The 19,025-nt window shown below is 34.1% G+C and carries 12 protein-coding genes; 2 read left to right on the top strand and 10 right to left on the bottom strand.

Annotated elements, in window-relative coordinates; translation table 11 throughout:
- Window positions 1-6 precede the first annotated feature (6 nt).
- The 7 genes from ACEN92_RS15230 to ACEN92_RS15200 form a co-directional block, all read right to left on the bottom strand.
- The gene (locus ACEN92_RS15230; protein ID WP_495642355.1) at window positions 7-2,301 is read right to left on the bottom strand and encodes a glycoside hydrolase family 127 protein; all 2,295 of its coding nucleotides are present in this window, start codon (window positions 2,299-2,301) and stop codon (window positions 7-9) included.
- 128 nt (window positions 2,302-2,429) lie between these two features.
- The gene (locus ACEN92_RS15225) at window positions 2,430-3,407 is read right to left on the bottom strand and encodes a glycoside hydrolase family 43 protein (protein WP_495639202.1); all 978 of its coding nucleotides are present in this window, start codon (window positions 3,405-3,407) and stop codon (window positions 2,430-2,432) included.
- A 66-nt stretch (window positions 3,408-3,473) separates the two neighbouring features.
- Window positions 3,474-5,090: an arabinan endo-1,5-alpha-L-arabinosidase gene (locus tag ACEN92_RS15220; RefSeq protein WP_495639201.1), complete on the bottom strand. Its 1,617-nt coding sequence runs from the start codon at window positions 5,088-5,090 to the stop codon at window positions 3,474-3,476.
- Between the two features lie 12 nt (window positions 5,091-5,102).
- Window positions 5,103-6,650, bottom strand: coding sequence for an alpha-N-arabinofuranosidase (locus tag ACEN92_RS15215; protein WP_495639200.1), 1,548 nt, complete (start codon window positions 6,648-6,650; stop codon window positions 5,103-5,105).
- A gap of 58 nt (window positions 6,651-6,708) precedes the next feature.
- The gene (locus tag ACEN92_RS15210; protein ID WP_495639199.1) at window positions 6,709-7,710 is read right to left on the bottom strand and encodes an arabinan endo-1,5-alpha-L-arabinosidase; all 1,002 of its coding nucleotides are present in this window, start codon (window positions 7,708-7,710) and stop codon (window positions 6,709-6,711) included.
- 126 nt (window positions 7,711-7,836) lie between these two features.
- Complete coding sequence (locus ACEN92_RS15205) at window positions 7,837-9,405, bottom strand: RagB/SusD family nutrient uptake outer membrane protein (RefSeq protein WP_495639198.1); 1,569 nt, start codon at window positions 9,403-9,405, stop codon at window positions 7,837-7,839.
- 29 nt (window positions 9,406-9,434) lie between these two features.
- Window positions 9,435-12,476: a SusC/RagA family TonB-linked outer membrane protein gene (locus ACEN92_RS15200; protein WP_495639197.1), complete on the bottom strand. Its 3,042-nt coding sequence runs from the start codon at window positions 12,474-12,476 to the stop codon at window positions 9,435-9,437.
- 553 nt (window positions 12,477-13,029) lie between these two features.
- Between ACEN92_RS15200 and ACEN92_RS15195 the strand changes: the two genes are divergently transcribed.
- Window positions 13,030-13,719, top strand: coding sequence for an NUDIX hydrolase (locus tag ACEN92_RS15195; RefSeq protein WP_495639196.1), 690 nt, complete (start codon window positions 13,030-13,032; stop codon window positions 13,717-13,719).
- Window positions 13,720-13,871: 152 nt separating this feature from the next.
- Here the strand turns inward: ACEN92_RS15195 and fsa are convergent, their stop codons facing one another.
- The 3 genes from fsa to ACEN92_RS15180 all read right to left on the bottom strand — a co-directional run bounded on the left by fsa (window position 13,872) and on the right by ACEN92_RS15180 (window position 17,851).
- A complete protein-coding gene (fsa, locus tag ACEN92_RS15190; protein ID WP_495639195.1) occupies window positions 13,872-14,528 on the bottom strand; it encodes a fructose-6-phosphate aldolase in 657 nt (218 codons plus the stop codon).
- Between the two features lie 19 nt (window positions 14,529-14,547).
- Complete coding sequence (locus ACEN92_RS15185) at window positions 14,548-16,590, bottom strand: transketolase family protein (RefSeq protein WP_495639194.1); 2,043 nt, start codon at window positions 16,588-16,590, stop codon at window positions 14,548-14,550.
- A gap of 262 nt (window positions 16,591-16,852) precedes the next feature.
- Complete coding sequence (locus ACEN92_RS15180) at window positions 16,853-17,851, bottom strand: GntR family transcriptional regulator (protein WP_495639193.1); 999 nt, start codon at window positions 17,849-17,851, stop codon at window positions 16,853-16,855.
- A gap of 99 nt (window positions 17,852-17,950) precedes the next feature.
- Here ACEN92_RS15180 and ACEN92_RS15175 point away from each other — a divergent pair, with 99 nt between their 5' ends.
- Window positions 17,951-19,000 carry an aldose epimerase family protein gene (locus tag ACEN92_RS15175; RefSeq protein WP_495639192.1) on the top strand — a complete coding sequence of 350 codons (1,050 nt, stop codon included), beginning with the start codon at window positions 17,951-17,953 and terminating at the stop codon, window positions 18,998-19,000.
- Window positions 19,001-19,025: the final 25 nt, after the last annotated feature.

Below are 19,025 nucleotides of genomic sequence, written 5' to 3'. Positions count from 1 at the left end.
TATTTTTTATTTTACAATTCTTATTTGATAAATTTTAGACGTTTTTTTGCCGTCTTTAGACTTAATTTTTAAATTAATAATTTGAGTATTGTCTAATTTGAATTGAATTATTTTGTCTTTTTTTGCGATAATCTCCGCAGGTTTTTCATTAATAAAAACATCCAGGTTGTCAGTTTTAAAGTCTCCTAAAAAACTTATCTCAATAAATTTGCCCTCTAGATTTTTATTTACCATTTGATAGGAAATATACGAACTGGTATTTCTCCAAAAGCCATCTTCTTCATAGCCAGAGTCACTTTTTTCTCCTTTGTAATGATGGTCTACCTCAGGCTGTTGTTCTCCACAATTTATTTTATCGACAGTGTTCGCTTCAATAGCCATCGCTTCGATTTCCTGTTGTTTTAACAATGCTTGTTTTTCTTTGTAATCTTCTTGTTTATAGGTTTGAAAATACATCTGATAACGGGCATCGTGTATTTCAAAGAATGGTTGTAATTCTAATGAATCTAACTTAAAGCGCATATTACCCAAGTCTTTAAGCTTTGAAACATAACTTCCCTCTTCTCCTACTAGCGCATAAGCTTTGTCTAACGAAACGTATTTTCCTTGAGCAACATGTCCCATTCGGCTATCATCAGCGAACAAACCATCTAAATTTTCAGTAGAGGTTTTAGCAGCTAATACAATAGGACCATTTACAAATGCTGCCCAATTGGAACCATCTGGCAATTTTTCTAAATGTGTTGAAGTCTTAAATGCAATGGTTATTTTATCTCCTGATTTCCATTTTCTTGCCATACTAACATAATTAGCTGGTTTGGCTTCTGCTTTTTGCAATTTTCCGTTGACTAAAATTTCGAAATTCGTTGCCCATTTTGGATAACGAATATTCAAAACAAAAGATTTAGGATTTTTAAGTTTTAAAACAATCTCAGTGTTATTTTCATAAGGAAATTTTGTGGTTTGCTCTAATTCTATTCCTTTTTCCTTCCAGTTTAAAGTGGATGGAATAAAAAGATTTACAAAAATATCACGCTCTGAATGGCTATAAATTAATTCTCCATATTTAGAATGATTTTCAAGTCCTGTACCAACACAACACCACATGCTCGTTTCTGGCTGCGAGTATACGCGATAATGATTTGGTCGAATTGGAGTAAAGTACACAAAACCACCTCTGTTAGGCTCCTGGCTAGAAAGAATGTGATTGTAAAGTGTACGCTCATAAAAATCAAGGTAACTCACATTGTTTTTGTCTAAAAATAACGCTTTACTTAAACGTTCCATATTATAGGAATTACAAGTTTCCGGGCCTTGATTTGATTTTAACATTCCGCTAAAATCATTTATAGGATTGAAATGTTCAGCAACACTATTTCCTCCAAAAGCGACAGTTCTTTTTTCGGTGACATTCATCCAAAAAAATTGTGCGGCATCGGACCATTGTTTATTATCCGATAGCTTTCCAATTTTCTCAAAACCAATAACCTTCGGTATTTGTGTATTAGCATGCAAACCCGTTAGTTTGTCTTCCTTTTTAATTAATGGATCCAGAATGGCTTTTTGCGAAAGCTTTTCAGCTGTTTCAAGGTATTTTTTGTTTTTTGTGATGCTATATAAATCCGCAAAAGATTCATTTATACCACCATGTTCTGTTTTTAAAATTTTTTGAATTTGTTCATCAGAAAGAGGTCTGATTAATTCGATAAACCAATCTCCTAATTTTATTACAATTTCTTTTGCCTTTTCATTACCAGTATAATTGTAGGCGTCAATTAAGCCTGCAAAAAGTTTATGAATATTATAGATCGGAACCCAGGTATTATTTAAACCAAAACCACTACCGTCTATATCTCCTTTATGGATTCTATCCCAAAAGACTTTTCCTTCCGGAATACCTCCAACATAACCAGTTCCATCCTTTTCCTGACAACGAGCTAATTCAGAAATCATATAATCCAAACGGCTTTTAACCTCCTTATTTCCCGTAGAAGCATACATCATTGATAATGCAGCTAAATAATGACCTCCTATATGTCCATCAAGGCCTATATTTTCCCAGTTGCCATATCTATCCGCTTTTGTAGGTATGCCGGCAGCTATTAAATAAGGTGCTAATAGTCGGTCTGGATTTAGATCTAATAAATATTTAAGATCAACGTTTTGAGCATTTTTGAAAGGACCACCCGTTAATTTTATCTCTTGCAATTTAAATTCCTGCATCTGTGCAATTGAGGAGAAAGTAATTAAGAGAGTTGCGACTAAATAAAATGATTTAATCGTTATTTTTTTCAAACTCACTTTAATATAGGAGAAAACCATGTGTTAAAATATAATTGTTAAAAAATGTATTTAAAAAAGGATGCATATATAATGAGTAAAAATAGATGGCAAAAAATGTTTTTGTTTTTTTTCCAAAATTTTCCTGATTATTCTGTAATTCCTTCAGAAGTCATAACCACCCTTTTCATTGTTCCGTCTTTGTTATAAAATAATTTATCAATACAAACTGATCTTCTAAAACTTCCTCCATGAGGTTGTATTCCTCCGTTGTGATAAATAAAATAGGACTGCCCTTTAAATTCTACAATGGACTGATGGTTTGTATTGCTATTTCCGGCCAGTTCATTCAAAATTCCTTTGTATTCCCAAGGTCCCGTAATTGATTTACTCATCGCATAGGCAATTTTTTCAGGAAACTGATAGGCATATGATAGATAATACCAGTTTTTATGTTTGTGAATCCACGGCGCTTCTGTATAATTTGGTAAATCTATGTGCTGAATCGGTCCGTCTAATTCAATCATATTAGCTTTTAATTTAGCATAATGACAAGCGGTATTTCCCCAAAACAAATAAGCTTGTCCATCGTTATCGATATAAACCGTAGGATCAATATCGTCCCAGCTTATATCGGTAAATTTTGTCATCTCATTTGTAATTAAAGCTTTTCCCAAGGCATCTTTAAAAGGTCCGGTCGGACTGTCTGAAACCGCAATACCAATTGCTTTTCCGGGAACTGTTCCGTGAGAAACTGTTACATACCAATAAAATTTTCCATTTCTTTCTATTACCTGCGAAGCCCAGGCATCATTAGAAGCCCATTTAAAATCGGTTACTTTAAGCGGTACCGGGTGTGATTCCCAATTTTTCATATCTGAAGAAGAATAGACTACCCATTCATTCATCTTATAAAAATTAAAATCATTAGGTGCCTCATCATGACCTGCATACAAATAGGCTTTGTCTTTGTAAACTAATGCGGCAGGGTCTCCGGTATATTTATCTTTGATAATCGGGTTATTGAATTTTTCGGAATCTGTTTGGCTTGCAGCAGATTGTGCCACAGCTGTTTTGCAGGACGTAATCAAAACTAAAAGTGACAGACTTGTAATCAGGTTTTTCATTATGGCTAATTTGGTAACATTATTTTTTACAAAAAGCCCTTCCGGTTATGAAAGGGCAATTGGATTTTAATTAATTTTTTTACCCCAAACCGGCACACCTGCTCCGGTAAGTCCGGAGTAGCTTATAGTGACTTTTCTGGTAGCTGATTCCCAATCCCATGCATCGCTTACTTTGCATTTTACACCGTTTACGGTTAATGTTTTATTAGTGCTGTCATACGACCAGGTGCCAGTAGCACCTCCACTCACTTTTTTATCAGCTGTTAAGTAAATAGTAACCGATTTTTGAATGACTGCATATTGATAATTCATTGTAATTTGTTCCCAGGTTCCAATAAAAGATGCTTCTGTAATAGTAGTTTCCGGTACAGCTGCATATCTTTCAGCATCAACTACAGGCCAGCCGTCTTCTGTCCATTTTATGGCACGAACATGCCCCATCATAAGAGCATTTGACGCATTGATACCTGGTACATCTTTTGGCAAACGAGCCTGTGATGCATAATACCATTGTTTGGTATCCGGATTTTGAAAAACAGAACAATGAGAAAATCCAACCCATCCCGTATGATTATTGAATCCATAAGGATGGGTAAGCATTGGCCAGCAATCAGCTCCATTGGTTACATTGGCACCGTTGATTCCTAAAAAAGGACCTGTAATGCTTTTGGAACGACAAACTCTGGTATTATAAGGAACATCCAGACCATCATAAGCCAGAAAGAGGTAATAATATTGATTATCCGGATTGTATATAATTTCCGGTCCTTCAGAAGCTTGCCAACGACTTGTTGCGCTTCTGGATGCAATACGGGTCCCATAATCACTTAAGGTTTTCAATTGATCCGGTTTTCCTGTTGTTGGATTCAATTTCAGTAATGCAATGCCCGAATGCCAGGAACCATAAATTAGGTATTGATCTCCTTCGGGAGTCTCTGTAAAAGTTGGATCGATAGCATTAAATTTGAAATAAGCGTTTTCCCAATTTCTGGCTCCTGTAAAAGAGTATGGTTTTACTCCATCAGGTTCAGAACATACTACCATTCCTTTGTCTACCCATACATTTGTTGCTAAATCATCGGATTCTGCCAATCCGATAAAAGCTCTTTCTGACCATGAAGTTTCAAAACTGGTTCCAACAATTGGCTCGTCTACTACAATGCTGTAATACATTCGGTATTTACTGCCTACTTTCTTGATGTAGGGTGCCCAATAACCATATCGGGGATTTTCAATTGCAGGTAAAGCAGGAGACATTCTTGCTCTTTTATTATTCAGGGAATCTTTTACCCAGGCAGGGGCTGTGGCCATAGCCGATCCCATATATTCCCAGGTAACAAGGTCTTTAGAACGTCTGTAAGGGTAATGCCCGTGACCATCATGTGCATTCCCATAGGAAGCATCTGTTTGATACATATAGTAATACTCACCACATTTTTCTACAGATGGATCGTGTACATTGGCTAAATTCCATTGTGCCCTGCTGTTCCAGGAAGAAATAGAACTATAATTATCCGCATATGTTGGTCCTGGAAAACCAGGCTGCAACACAGGCGGCTCAACTACCGGAGGATCTGTATTTTCAGTTGCAGGGTCATCACTTGAACAACTTACTGCAGCAAAAAGAAATAAAAAAAGCCCAAAACAGGAAGCGATTTTTAAAATGGAATTTGATTTTTTCATTTTTTTATTTTTTTATTTTCCTTCTAAAACAACTACTGAGAAAGGAGGAATCGTGATTTCTAGTTTTCCTTTTTTATTCTCGAAGCCTTTGAAAACAGTTGGTACTATTTTGTTTGGAGTTTCGAATGAATTGTAATCCTGTAATTTTGCTGATGTGATAATTTTCCCTGTAAAATTTTTAACTCCAAGGTCTTTCACATCAATTTCTACTTTGTTATTGTTTTTTGCATCTACATTTACCAGTGAAATATGAACTGACCCGCTTTTATCTTTTGAGGCCGATACTGATATTGCAGGAAGTGTTTCTCCGTTAAAAGTATACATTGGCGAATTAAAACTTATTGGTAATAATTTTGCATCCTGATGTACACTATATAACTGCATCACATGATAAGTAGGTGTTAAGATCATTTTTGCTTTATCAGTAAGGATAACTGCCTGCAGTACATTCACACATTGAGCCAGATTCGCCATACGAACCCTGTCAGCATGATTGTTAAAAATATTAAGTGTTGACCCGGCTAAAACAGCATCTCTCATAGTATTTTGCTGGTATAAAAATCCAGGATTTGATCCTTTTTCAACCTCATACCACGCTCCCCATTCATCTACAATCATGGCTACTTTTTTATCTGCATCATATTTATCCATAATGGCAGAATGTTTTGTAACCAATTCTTCCATTTTTAAAGCAGACTTCATTGTTTGAAAATACTGATCTTCAGTAAAATCAACTCCATCTCCTTTTTTATCCCAATTGATTACAGCATAATGGTGAACACCAACTCCGCCTAACATATTTAGAGGAATATTTTTCATTAAAACTTCAGTCCAGTGGTAATCTGCACTATTTGATCCGGATGCAATACGGGTAATTCCGCCAGTGTTTTCCCAATCAGACATGAATGTGGCAAATTTTCTATATTCATCAGCATAATATTCTGCTGTCATATTTCCGCCACATCCCCAGGCTTCATTACCAATACCCCAGAATTTAACTTTCCATGGTTCAGTTCTTCCATTTTTTTTACGCAAATCACTCATCGGACTTTTACCGCTAAAATTGGTATATTGTACCCAATCAGACAATTCCTGAACGGTTCCGCTGCCTACATTTCCTGATAAATACGGCTCTGCACCAAGCAATTCACACATATTTAAGAAATCATGAGTCCCAAAACTATTGTCCTCTGTTACGCCACCCCACCATTTATTTACAATAGTTGGTCTTTGTTCTTTTGGTCCAATCCCGTCTTTCCAATGATAAGTATCTGCAAAACATCCACCCGGCCATCTTAAATTTGGAATTTTTAATTCTTTTAAAGCTTTAACAATATCATTTCTTACTCCTTTTGTATTCGGAATTTTTGATGTGTCTCCAACAAAAAATCCTCCGTAAATAGATCGGCCCAAATGCTCCGCAAAATGACCGTAGATATTTTTATTAATAGTTGGGGCTTTGTCGTCATTTTTTAATGTTACAACTGTGGTTTCTTTTTGAGCGAAAGTTATTTGATTACAAAATGTAAAAACAAATAGAATTAAAAACGTTTTTTTCATGTTATAGATAAGTTATAAAGAGGAAAATTAGTAAAACTTTCCTCTGAATATTAATTTTTTAATAAGAAAGTGCTGGCCAGCCTGATGACCATGTAAAATAAACAATTTCCATTTTAGGATTACCGCTATCAGCACCGTCATAATAATGAACAGCTCCTTTTTGGGTTCCCACAATTCTGGACAAATGTCCAGGTCCTATGTAATTTCCTTGTGTCGCCAAAACTGTTGTTCCGCCTCCACTTTTTAAGGATACTCCGTTTTTGTCAACAAAAGGTCCAAACGGGCTTGTTGAACGGCCCACTACAATATAATAAGTACTATTTACTCCCTGACAACAATTACCTCTGTTAACAAACATATAATAATAGCTGCCCTCTTTAATTAAACAAGGAGCTTCCCATGAAGCACTGTTTCCTCCGGCAACAATTGTTCTTGTTCCGGTTGGTTTTCCTGTTGAGGGATTAATTTGAACTACTCCAATCCCTGCATGCCACGAACCATAAGCCATATAAACATTACTGCCATCTACTAAAATAGAAGCATCAATTGCATTTACATCAGAAGAAGAACTTGATGACACTACCATACCTCGGTCTGTCCAGGTTGTTCCTGCACTTTGCGAAATAGCCGGTGTAGTTACTAAACCAATTGCAGAAGTAGCCGAACCAAATGTAGAGCACGAATAATACATGTTCCAACGATTATTAAACCAGGCGACATCCGGAGCCCAAAATGTTTTGGTAAAACCCGGAACATATCCAGTAATCCAACTTGGGGTTGAAGTAAATACTGATGTGCCCCAGGCCCAGTTTGCTAAATTTGTTGAATATGTCATCGGGATATTATCTCCTGTTGTGAAAACATAATAGTTAACCCCGCTTTTTACAATGGTGCTGGGATCGTGTGAAGGCACATTTCCGGCAACTGTTTTGGCTGTTATATTTGTAACCTGAGAATTTTTAGTGATTGCATTTGTTTCCTGATCTGAAGAAATGACATCTTCATTTTGACAACTTCCTAATAATATTGCTAATAAAACCAAACTTGTTATTGTTTTCATTGTTATAATTTTAGTTACTGCTTAAATTCACTTCTCTGTATTTTCAATTTTTTTTAAAGACATAATATCACATGGCAATTTTAAGCTGCCACATGATATTATGCATTCTACTAACTCAAAAAAATATTAATAACTGTCATTCTGAATTGTTCCCGGATTATTATCCTTTTCTGTTTGCGGGATTGGGAAATATTCTCTTCCTTGTACATACGAATTAAATTCTGCGTCTCTGGATTTTAACCATGCTAACTTAGCATCATCCTGTAACCATCCCCAACGACGAATATCATCAAATCGGTGGCCTTCAAGAGGAAATTCCAGGAATCTTTCGTGACCAATCTGTTCTCTCATTTGTTCTTTTGTCAACCCAGGTTTAGCTATAGCCAAGTTTGGTAAACCAACTCGGTCTCTAACCATTTGAATATATGTGTAAGCTCCGGGAGTATCACCTGTTTCATTTAAACATTCGGCATACATTAAAAGAATATCAGCATATCTAAGCAAACGCTCGTTGATACCTGAACGCCAGTCAAATTCATCAGCATAATTTCCATCAGAATTTTGATATTTTCTACAAAATAAATCATTTAAGTCGCCTGGGTTTGCAGCATAGAAAGTAGCAAAATCTTTTCCGTATAATTGCATTCCTCCAGGTTTGTTATAAAAAACCGTAGCATCTAAACGAGGATCCACCTGATTTGAAACTGTTTTTTCTAACTGATATTCATTAAATAAAGCCCATGTTGGCTGTACATCTGTCCATCCAAAACCTCTTGGTGCGTAAGTAATCGCTCTTGCTGAAGTTTTTCCCCATCCTGTAGCTGGAGCTCCACCCCAACCTAAATCAACTCCGCCTGCATCTCTGCTAAACTGTACTTCGAATAAAGATTCTGAGTTATTTTCGTTCGTATCTGTAAAATTATCTCGGTAGTTTGAAACCAAAGAATATACTCCTAAATCTATTACTTGTTTAAAAGTTATTTTAGCGTTATTAAAATCTTTGGTAAACAAATACGCTTTTCCTAAATATCCTAAAGCTGCTCCCTTTGTTGCGCGACCTTTACCAGCTGCTCCCGCGTCTACTCCAATAACATTACCATAAGAAGATGGCAATAATTCGGCTGCTGCCTTAAAATCGGCAATTACTTGTGCCCAGCCCTCAGCTTGGGTTTTTTGAGGGTAAAAAGTTGCTAAAGCTGTAGGTAATGGTACATTTTTGAACATATTTACGGCATGAAACAAATACAATCCTCTTAAAAAATAGGCCTGTCCTAAAATTCTGTTTTTTAGTCCTGCATCTGTCATTGCTATACCTGGTACATTCGTCAAAACCTGATTAGCACGATAAATTCCCTGATAATACGTTTCAAATGCCCATCCATAAATAGCGGCATCTGTAACATTTGAATTAAAACGTCCTACGTTAGCCATCGAACCCCATGGGCTGTTACTACGGGTATCATCTGCTTTTAAATCTAATAAAAGTGGTGTACTTCTCATATAAGTACCGTCTGTCAGTAAACTTCCATAAGCAGCATTTACTCCTCGTAAAGCATCATCATCTGTTTTCCAATATGACGCCGCAGTCTCAACATTTGGGTCTGCCTGTACTAAATCTTCATCATTCACACAGCTTGTCATTACGACAGAAAGTGAAAAGAAAATTGTGATATAATTATATATTTTATATTTCATTTTGATTCTTTTTAATTGTTTTGTCATTTTTAAAACTGTACTTCAACTCCTAAAGAAATAGTTCTTGGATTTGGAAAAGATCCTGCATCGTATCCTCTTGAAAACAATCCGTCATTACTGTTAAAATCCGGATCATAACCTTTGTATTTACTAATAATTAGTAAATTTTGTCCGTTAACATACACATTAGCGCTTTTAATAAATTTATCTTTTACAGGAATTGTATATCCAATTTGCATAGTTTGCAATTTCACATAATTTCCACTTTCGATAAATCTATTTGAATCTCTTGCATTTCCATTTGGATCTCCTATAATTGGGCGAGGAACATTAGTATTAGTATTGGTTGGTGTCCAATAATTTAGCTCATCTGTATGATGATTTCCATAATCTCCAATCATTAAATTACGATACATGGCATTAAATACTTTATTTCCTCCTGCACCTTGCCAAAACATTGAAAAGTCAAAGTTTTTATATTCTGCACTGAAGTTGAAACCATAACTGTATTTTGGAATTGTAACTCCTTGGTATGTTCTGTCTGCATCGGTAATAGCACCATCGCCATTAATATCCTTAAATTTCTGATCACCAATTCCTGCATTAGTTTGTGTAGGAGAAGATGCTAAATCAGCTGCATCCTGAAAAATACCATTTGTTTGCCAAGCAAAAATTTCACCTATAGATCTGCCTACTTCTGTTTTTGATGCTGCTCCATATATAGGATTTCCATTAATTCCAATTTGAGTTACTTCATTTTTTAAAGTTCCTAAATTTGCCGAAATATTGTATTTAAATTCATGATGACGGTTATTATAAGTAGCTGTAAACTCTAAACCTGTATTTTTTACTGCTCCTGCATTTGTTACAACACTTGCCGGAAATGCTCCTGTTGAAAAAGGTAATGGTACCCCAATTAATAAACCTGTTGATTTTTTTTGATAATATTCTCCAGTAAATTGAAGATCATTATTAAAGAAACCTAATTCAAGAGCTACATTCGCAGTACTTGTATTTTCCCAGTGTACGTTTGGATCAACCGCACTAACTACAGTTGTTCCCGGAGCAAGCTCATTATTAAAATCGTAACCTGCAAATTTGTTTATTGTAGTAGTATATGCATATGGTGCTATTGTGTTATTTCCCAGCTCACCATAACCACCTCTTACTTTAATCGTATTAAACCATTCTGGTAATTTTATAAATTTTTCGCTGCTGATTTTCCATGCTCCTGAAAAAGAGTAGAAATTACCCGTATTATTCTCCGGAGCAAAAAGTGATGTTTTATCTTGTCTGAAGTTTCCAGTAACAAAATAACGATCATCATAAGAATAATTTAATCTGCTTAAATATGAAATACCCGTAATGGTTCTGTTATACTCGCCTGCACTAATGTCAACACTGGCATACTCAATCTGACTGATACTTCCATTTTTATATCCTGTTCCTTTTGACCAATGATTATAATTATCTGTTTTCTCTTGAATCCAACCTGCCAAAGCATCAATTTTATGCTTCCCTAATGAAACTTCGTAGGTTAATAAGTTATTCAAAAATGTTCTTGATTCATGACCTGTAGAAACATCTAATGTAGCTTCATCTGCCTTAGTGATATAATACCATCCTAAATCACTTTCCGGGATGTATTTTCTGTTTTGCCAATCTACACGATCAAAACTGGCATCTAATTTATATTTTAAACCTTTTACAATTTCTACTTCTGCCCAAAGATCTCCTATAAAACGATTTCTTTTCCCGTTATTGGTAATTAAATTATTATAACCGATAACATTCATCGAAATAGCTTTCTGAGTTAAAACATCTGTACCTCCATAGCCCCCAAGTCTGTTCGCATCGTAAACTGGCATTGTTGGAATAGCACCTAATAAATCTGCAATAGGCGAGGCGCCTGAGTAACTATTAAAATTCTCTTTGTCAGATTGTGTATATCCTAATTTTGCACCATACTTAAATTTACCTTTTTTGCCATATAAATTCAAATTAGTAGATAATCTTTCATATTCCTGTGGTGATTTTACATAACTGCTGTTCTTAAAATAATCCACATTCATATTGTAACCTAAACTTTCTGCACCACCGTTGAAGGTTAAGGAATGATTTTGAACAATCCCTGTTTGAAAAGCTTCTTTTTGCCAATCGGTATTTACATTATTAATATAATACGGGCTTGTTGGGTCATTTCCTGGAGCAACAGTAAGACCTTTATTTATCTCAGCCGCTGTAGTAATTTTTTGATAACCAGCTCTGTCTGTCAAAGACCATTCTTTGGCAACATTCTGCAATCCTACAATTGATTTGTATTTAATATCCAGCTTACCTGCTTTTCCTTTTTTAGTAGTTATAATAATAACTCCATTAGCACCGCGAACACCATAAATAGCAGCTGAAGAAGCATCCTTTAGAACTTGCATAGACTCTATATCTCCCGGAGCAAAATCATAAGGAGCATCTACAATCATTCCGTCAATAACAAAAAGCGGGTTATTATTAGTAAATGAATTGATCCCTCTAATTTTAATATTAACAAAACCCCCAGGTTCACCAGACGACTGTACCGTTACCCCTGCTACTTGTCCCTGAAGCATTTTTGCAGGATCATAAGTAACAGTTTTTTTTGCATCTGCCATATTTACAACACTCACAGATCCTGTAAGATCCCCTTTCTTTTGAGTACCATAACCAATAACTACTACTTCATTTAAAGAATTAGATTCTTCTTTTAAAACAATACTAACATTCGATTGACTTCCTACAACGATTTCTTGTTTGTTATATCCTATAAATGAAAAAACCAATACATCATTAGGTGATGCTTTAATAGAATACTCCCCATCAAATCCTGTTGTAGTGGATGTTTTGGTTCCTTTTATCATAATATTTACTCCCGGCAAAGGCAGTTTGTCCTGTGCCGAAGTAATAACTCCCTTAATCTCTTTGCCTTGAGCTGACATTTGATTAACAGAAAATAATAGCATTGCTAATGCTATGAGCCATTCTTTTTTTGGTAATAAAAAATTCCAATAAAGAAATAATTGCGGTTTTGTTATCATACTAGTTTTTTTAAGTTGGTTAAGTGTATAATTATAAGTGTTAATTTTACATTTGTAAATTTAAATAAAAAAAAAGCTTAAAAACAAATTAAAATCGTAAAAAAAATGAATAAAAAAAATACATCTCATAATTTAAGTGTTAAATACACATTTAAAATTTGGTATTATTTTCAAAAAAATGACGTTTTAAGCAAATTATTTGTGTAAAATATACACTTTTAATAAAAAAGCATATTTTTAAGCAAAAAAGGAAAGTCAAAAAAAATTATAAAAAAGGTTAATTTTGAATTGTTTTTTAATAAAACAAAATTAATTTTCGTACTTAAAATCCTATTTATAAAAGTTAATTTTGATTAAAAGAGATTTTACATGTAAACAAACAGACCTGTTTACGCTATGGAAACGATTTATTGGCTAATAAATACACCTTAAGTTAATAAAAATGTAGTTATTAAGGTTATGTTATGATAAAATTTTCTTAAGTGTTAAAAACACATTAATAAAATTATGAAAGCTATTAGGAAGTTTATATATTTACCGATAAAAATTGATTATGTTAAACAGTTATAGCTCTGCCGATAAGGTTTTATTAGCAGTAGATTGTATCATTTTTGGATTCGACCATCAGGGATTAAAAATACTTTTGATCAAAAGGGACTTTGAGCCTGAAAAGGGAAAATGGTCTTTAATTGGCGGGTTTTTGAAACGTGATGAAATATTGGATAATGCTGCTATAAGGATTTTGAATACTTATACCGGGTTACACGATATTTATATGGAGCAGTTACATTCTTACAGCGAAATAGATCGTGATCCGGTAGATCGGACTATTTCCGTTTCTTATTATGCTTTAATTAATATAGAAAACCATAATGCTGAATTAATTAAAAACTATCACGCACAATGGTTTAGCATTGCCGATGCTCCAAATCTTATTTTTGACCACAACGAAATGGTGCAACATGCCATTAGAAGATTACGTTACAGAACTTCGATAAAACCAATTGGATTTGAATTATTGCCTGAAAAATTTACCATGCGACAACTATTGGAATTATATGAGGCTATTTTAAGTAAAGAATTAGACAAACGAAATTTTATCAGTAAAATTAATTCGTTAGAAATTTTAATTAAACTGGACGAAAAAGATATGCAATCTTCCAGAAAAGGATCTTATCTATATACTTTTAATAAGGAAAAATACGAAGAGAAATTACTCAACGATTTTGTATTGAATTTATAATTTCTCAAGAAAACAATAAGAAGCTAATTAATGATTTAAAAATACAATTCATTTAAGCTTTATCAAAAAAACAAAACCCTGAAAGCCTCAACTTTCAGGGTTTTTACTTAATAAAAACTACATATAAAAACTAAACTATTATTTTCTTTATTTTAGCTATTACCTTTTTGATAATCAGCTAAAAAAGTAGCCAAACCAATATCTGTTAAAGGATGTTTGAGTAAACCTTCGATTGCACTCAAAGGTCCTGTAATAACATCGGATCCTGTTTTCGCACAATTAATAATATGCATTACATTTCTAACAGAAGCTGCCAATATCTGAGTTTCAAAACCATAATTGTCATAAATTAACCTGATTTCTTCAATCAAATTCATACCATCTGTCGATATATCATCTAAACGGCCAATAAATGGAGACACATAAGTTGCCCCTGCTTTTGCAGCCAACAAAGCTTGTCCCGATGAAAATACCAATGTACAATTTGTCTTAATGCCTTTATTCGAAAAATATTTAATCGCTTTTACACCATCTTTTATCATCGGAATCTTAACCACAATTTGCGGATGCAAGGCTACTAATTTTTCACCTTCGGCAATCATTTCTTCAAAATCTGTCGAAATAACTTCGGCACTTACATCGCCTTCAACCAATTCACAGATTTTTATATAATGATCCAGAATATTTTGCGCTCCTGTAATTCCTTCTTTTGCCATTAATGACGGGTTTGTGGTAACACCATCTAACACTCCTAAATCGTTGGCTTCTTTAATATCTTTTAAGTTCGCTGTATCTATAAAAAATTTCATGTTTCTTTTATTTTATGAATTAAAAATTGTTTTCTTTTAAATATTTAGTGATTTCATCGGCAGCATTTTTACTGGTAAAACCAAATTTCTGATCTAAAACAGATGCCGGAGCAGAATATCCGAAATGATCCAGTCCAAATACTTTTCCGTTACTTCCAACCAAATTTTCCAGATTAACAGGAAGTCCCGCTGTAAGTCCAAAAACCAAGGTTCCTTTTGGAATTACACTTTCCTGATATGCTGCAGATTGTGATCTGAACAGTCCTTCAGAAATTATGGAAGCGACATTTATTTTGATATTGACTGTTTTTTCAATTTCAGCAGCAGCTTCAATAAGAGTTGCCACTTCTGAACCATTAGCAATTAAGGTAATATCAGGATTTTGAGTGGATTTTACCAGATAACCTCCTTTTTTTGCCTGAGAAGCGTCCTCAAATCTTGAGTTTCCTACTGTTGGAATATCTTTTATATCTTGTCTTGAAAGAATTAACCCGGTTGGTGTTTTCTTGTTTTCAAGTGCCATTTGCCAGGCTACAGAAGTTTCAACAGCATCTGCAGGGCGCAAAGCCAATAAACTTTGGTCTCCTGAATGGTTTTTAATTTTTTCCAATAATCGAATTTGTGCCTCCTGCTCAATTGGCTGATGAGTTGGACCGTCTTCGCCTACGCGGAAAGAGTCATGTGTCCAGACATATTTTACCGGTAATTCCTGAATGGCAGCCAAACGAATAGCCGGTTTCATATAATCAGAAAAAACAAAAAACGTTGCTACTACCGGAATTACTCCACCATGAAGTGCAATTCCGTTGGCAATTGCAGCCATCGTCAATTCAGCAACTCCTGCTTGTAAAAATCCTCCGCTAAAATTATTTTTTTGTAAAACCGATGATTTTTTCAAGAAACCATCAGTCTTATCACTATTCGATAAATCTGCAGAAGAAACAATCATATTTTCAACATTTTCAGCCAAATATCCCAAAACTGCAGCAGAAGCATCACGTGTTGCAGCATTTGCTTTTTGAGTTATACTGCTAAAATCCAAAGCTGGCAAATCTCCTGAGAAAAACTGTTCCATTTTTTTGGCTAATGCAGAATTTTGACTTTTCCACACTGCAATTTGAGCTTTTCTATCAGCAGCTTCTTTTGTTTTTTGCGCTAAAATAGTTTTATAATAAGCTGCAACTTCTTCATAAACAGCAAATGAATCTTCCGTTTTTGCACCTAAATTCAATAATGTTTTATCAAAATCAGCTTTTGTTGCACCAATTGGTTTTCCGTGTAATTCGCATTGTCCTTCATACATTGTTCCATCAGCAGTAACGCAACCTTTACCCATTATTGTTCTTCCAATAATCAAGGTTGGTTTTTCTGATTCGTTATGCGCATCAGTTAAGGCACTTCGAATCTGAGTATGGTCATGACCGTCAATTGTAATGACTTTCCATCCCCACGATTCATATTTCATTGCTGTGTTTTCCGTCGTCACCTCATCTGTCATTGACGATAATTGCACATCATTTGAATCATAAAACATAATAAAATTATTTAATCCCAAATGTCCTGCAATACGTCCGGCTCCTTGCGAAATTTCTTCCTGAACTCCACCGTCTGTTATAAAGCCATAGATTTTATGATCAAATAAATTCTCAAATCTTGCCGATAAAAATTTGGCAGCAATGGCAGCACCAACGCCCATTGCGTGTCCTTGTCCTAGCGGCCCGGAAGTATTTTCGACACCGCGTTTTACATCAATTTCAGGATGTCCCGGTGTTACAGAACCCCATTGTCTGAAATTTTGAAGATCTGCTTTTTCATAATTCCCCAACAAATGATATTGTGCATACATTAAAGCTGAAAGATGGCCCGCATCCATAAAAAAACGGTCCCTGAAAATCCAATGCATATCTGTTGGATCATATTTTAAATATTCTGAGTATAAAATATGCATAAAATCAGCTCCTCCCATTGATCCTCCCGGATGCCCTGAATTTGCCTTTTCTACCATCGAAATGGCTAAAGCCCTTATATTATCTGCGGCTAATTGGTCAATTTTGTTGTTCATTTCTAAGTTATAATTTAAAACTAATTGGTTTTGTTTATAGTGGTTTTAATAATTTCTTTCAACTGAATTTTAAATAGAAACCATTTTCTATTCTGAAGTAAAATCAAATTAAATAATAAGTGTAAAATTTACATTTACAAATGTATGTAAAATAATTCTACAAAAACAAAAAATTATTTCCTTATTTTTTTTATTAATTTTTTGATGATTTAATAAGCAGAAATAAAATTAAGTGCCATATAACCAATTAACTGGAAATAACTTAGAGCGAGTTACGCATAATTAAGGATGATTTATTTTCGATTTGTTCATTTTTACTTTTAAGAACCATTTCGGCCAGGATTTTTCCCATAGCTTCAAAATGTGTTGATATTGTGGTGATTCCCTGGGCCACAACTTTTTTTAGCGGTGTTTCATTATAGGAAATAATTCCAAAATCCAATCCTAACCTTAAATTTTGATTTCTGGCATTTTCTATTACCATAACAAGATCCCTATCATTAGGAATAACATATAAATCCCCTGTTGAAATCTCCCTGTCTTTAAATTCAGTTATAATTTCATATTCGAAACCATATTCTGCACAAAAATTTTCAAACCCAATTTTCATTCCAAGAGGTTCTCTGAATCCGGGGAAAATCAAAATAAGTTTTTTGTATTTATGCAATCTTGACTTCCCTTTGGAAAGTCCTTCAAATATATCTTTTTGATGATTTTGATAAATTGCAGGGTAGGATTTTAAGTCCGGATTAGTCTGATCTAATATGATTACTTCATTTACTGGTAGGGTTTTTATGCTATCAACTATATCGATTAAGTTAGTCGGCATAATTATATATTTGGTATAATTCCCGTTGCTGTCATTTATCAGTTTTTTGAATACCGGAACATTAAAATGATGAAAAAATATATCAACCTGTACATTTTTTCCAATATTTTTTAAAAAAGAATTGTAAATGTCCTCTTTAAAAATATTCAATTCATCAAACAGTAAAAATATCTTCTGTTTTATAGTGACTTCTACACTTTTAACATAATAACCCTTGCCGGGAATAGCATAAATAATACCTCTTTTTTTGAGTTCATCATATCCTTGTAAAACAGTATCACGAGATAATGAGAAAGCCAGACAAACCTTGTTTACAGAAGGGAGTCTGTCGCCTTTTATCAATTTCTCTTCTTCGATTGCCTTTTCAATTGATAGAATAATCTGTTTATACTTAGGTAAACCAAGATTATTCTGGATAGAAATAATATTCATACACAATGATTTTTTGTGCAATATACAAAAACTGGTAGGTACTGGTATGTTTTATTGGTGAATATTTATACTTTTGGCTTCCTACTTTTAATAAAATCAATGAAAACAACATCATTCACAGAGTCTCCAGATGAATTTGCTTTACAATTATTTGGCAAAAAAACAAATGATATTTCTGTACATTCATATACACTAAAGAATAAAAATGGAATGCAGGCAGAGCTAATTACATACGGGGCAACCATTAAAAGTTTGAAAATCCCTGTAAATAATAAATTAGTAGATGTTGTTTTGGGTTTTGATGATTTGGATTCCTATGTAAAATCGTATGATTTGCCAAGCGCTCCTTATTTTGGAACAACCGTTGGACGCTACGCAGGAAGAATACACAAAGGCATTTTTAATCTGAATGATAAAACATTCCGGTTAAACCAAAATAACAACGAAAATACTCTGCATGGCGGATTTATTGGTTTCGGCAGAAAAATATGGAATGTTGCCAATATAACAACCGGTGAAAATCCTTCGATAACATTGTCACTATTGAGTAAAGATTCAGAAGAAAATTTTCCGGGAGAATTGCAGGTGACTTTAACTTATATACTTACCGAAGAAAACGAATTGAGATTGGAATACAAAGCAACAACGACCGAAGACACCATCATAAACCTTACACACCACAGTTATTTTAACCTTAATGGTCACGACTCTGATGTTTTAGACCAGATTATGCTTATCAATTCCGATAAAATTCTGGAAACTAATGCAGAAGGTATTCCAACAGGGGAGTTTATAAGTTTAACGAACCATGATTTTGATTTCAGAACATTTAAAAATTGCCCTTCTGTTATTGATAATTCTTTTGTTGTTGAATCAAAAAATGCAGTGGCTGCAAAATTATTCAGTCAGAAAAATAATTTAGAAATGAACGTTTATACAGATCAGCCAAGTGTTCATGTTTATGTTGGAGGAAATTGTTTTAATATTCTGAAAGGAAAAGAAAACACAGATTATCATTCGGCAAGTGGAATTTGTTTTGAAACACAAAATTTCCCTGACGCACCAAATCATATGCATTTTCCTAATTCCGTTTTAAGAAAAGGAGATGAATATATTCAAAAAACAACTTATAAATTTCAATTGTTCTAATTTTGATCGGAATGATTGAAAATTT

The organism is Flavobacterium sp. Flavsp81, assembly GCF_059491325.1.
This window is presented reverse-complemented; position numbering and strand designations above follow the sequence as displayed.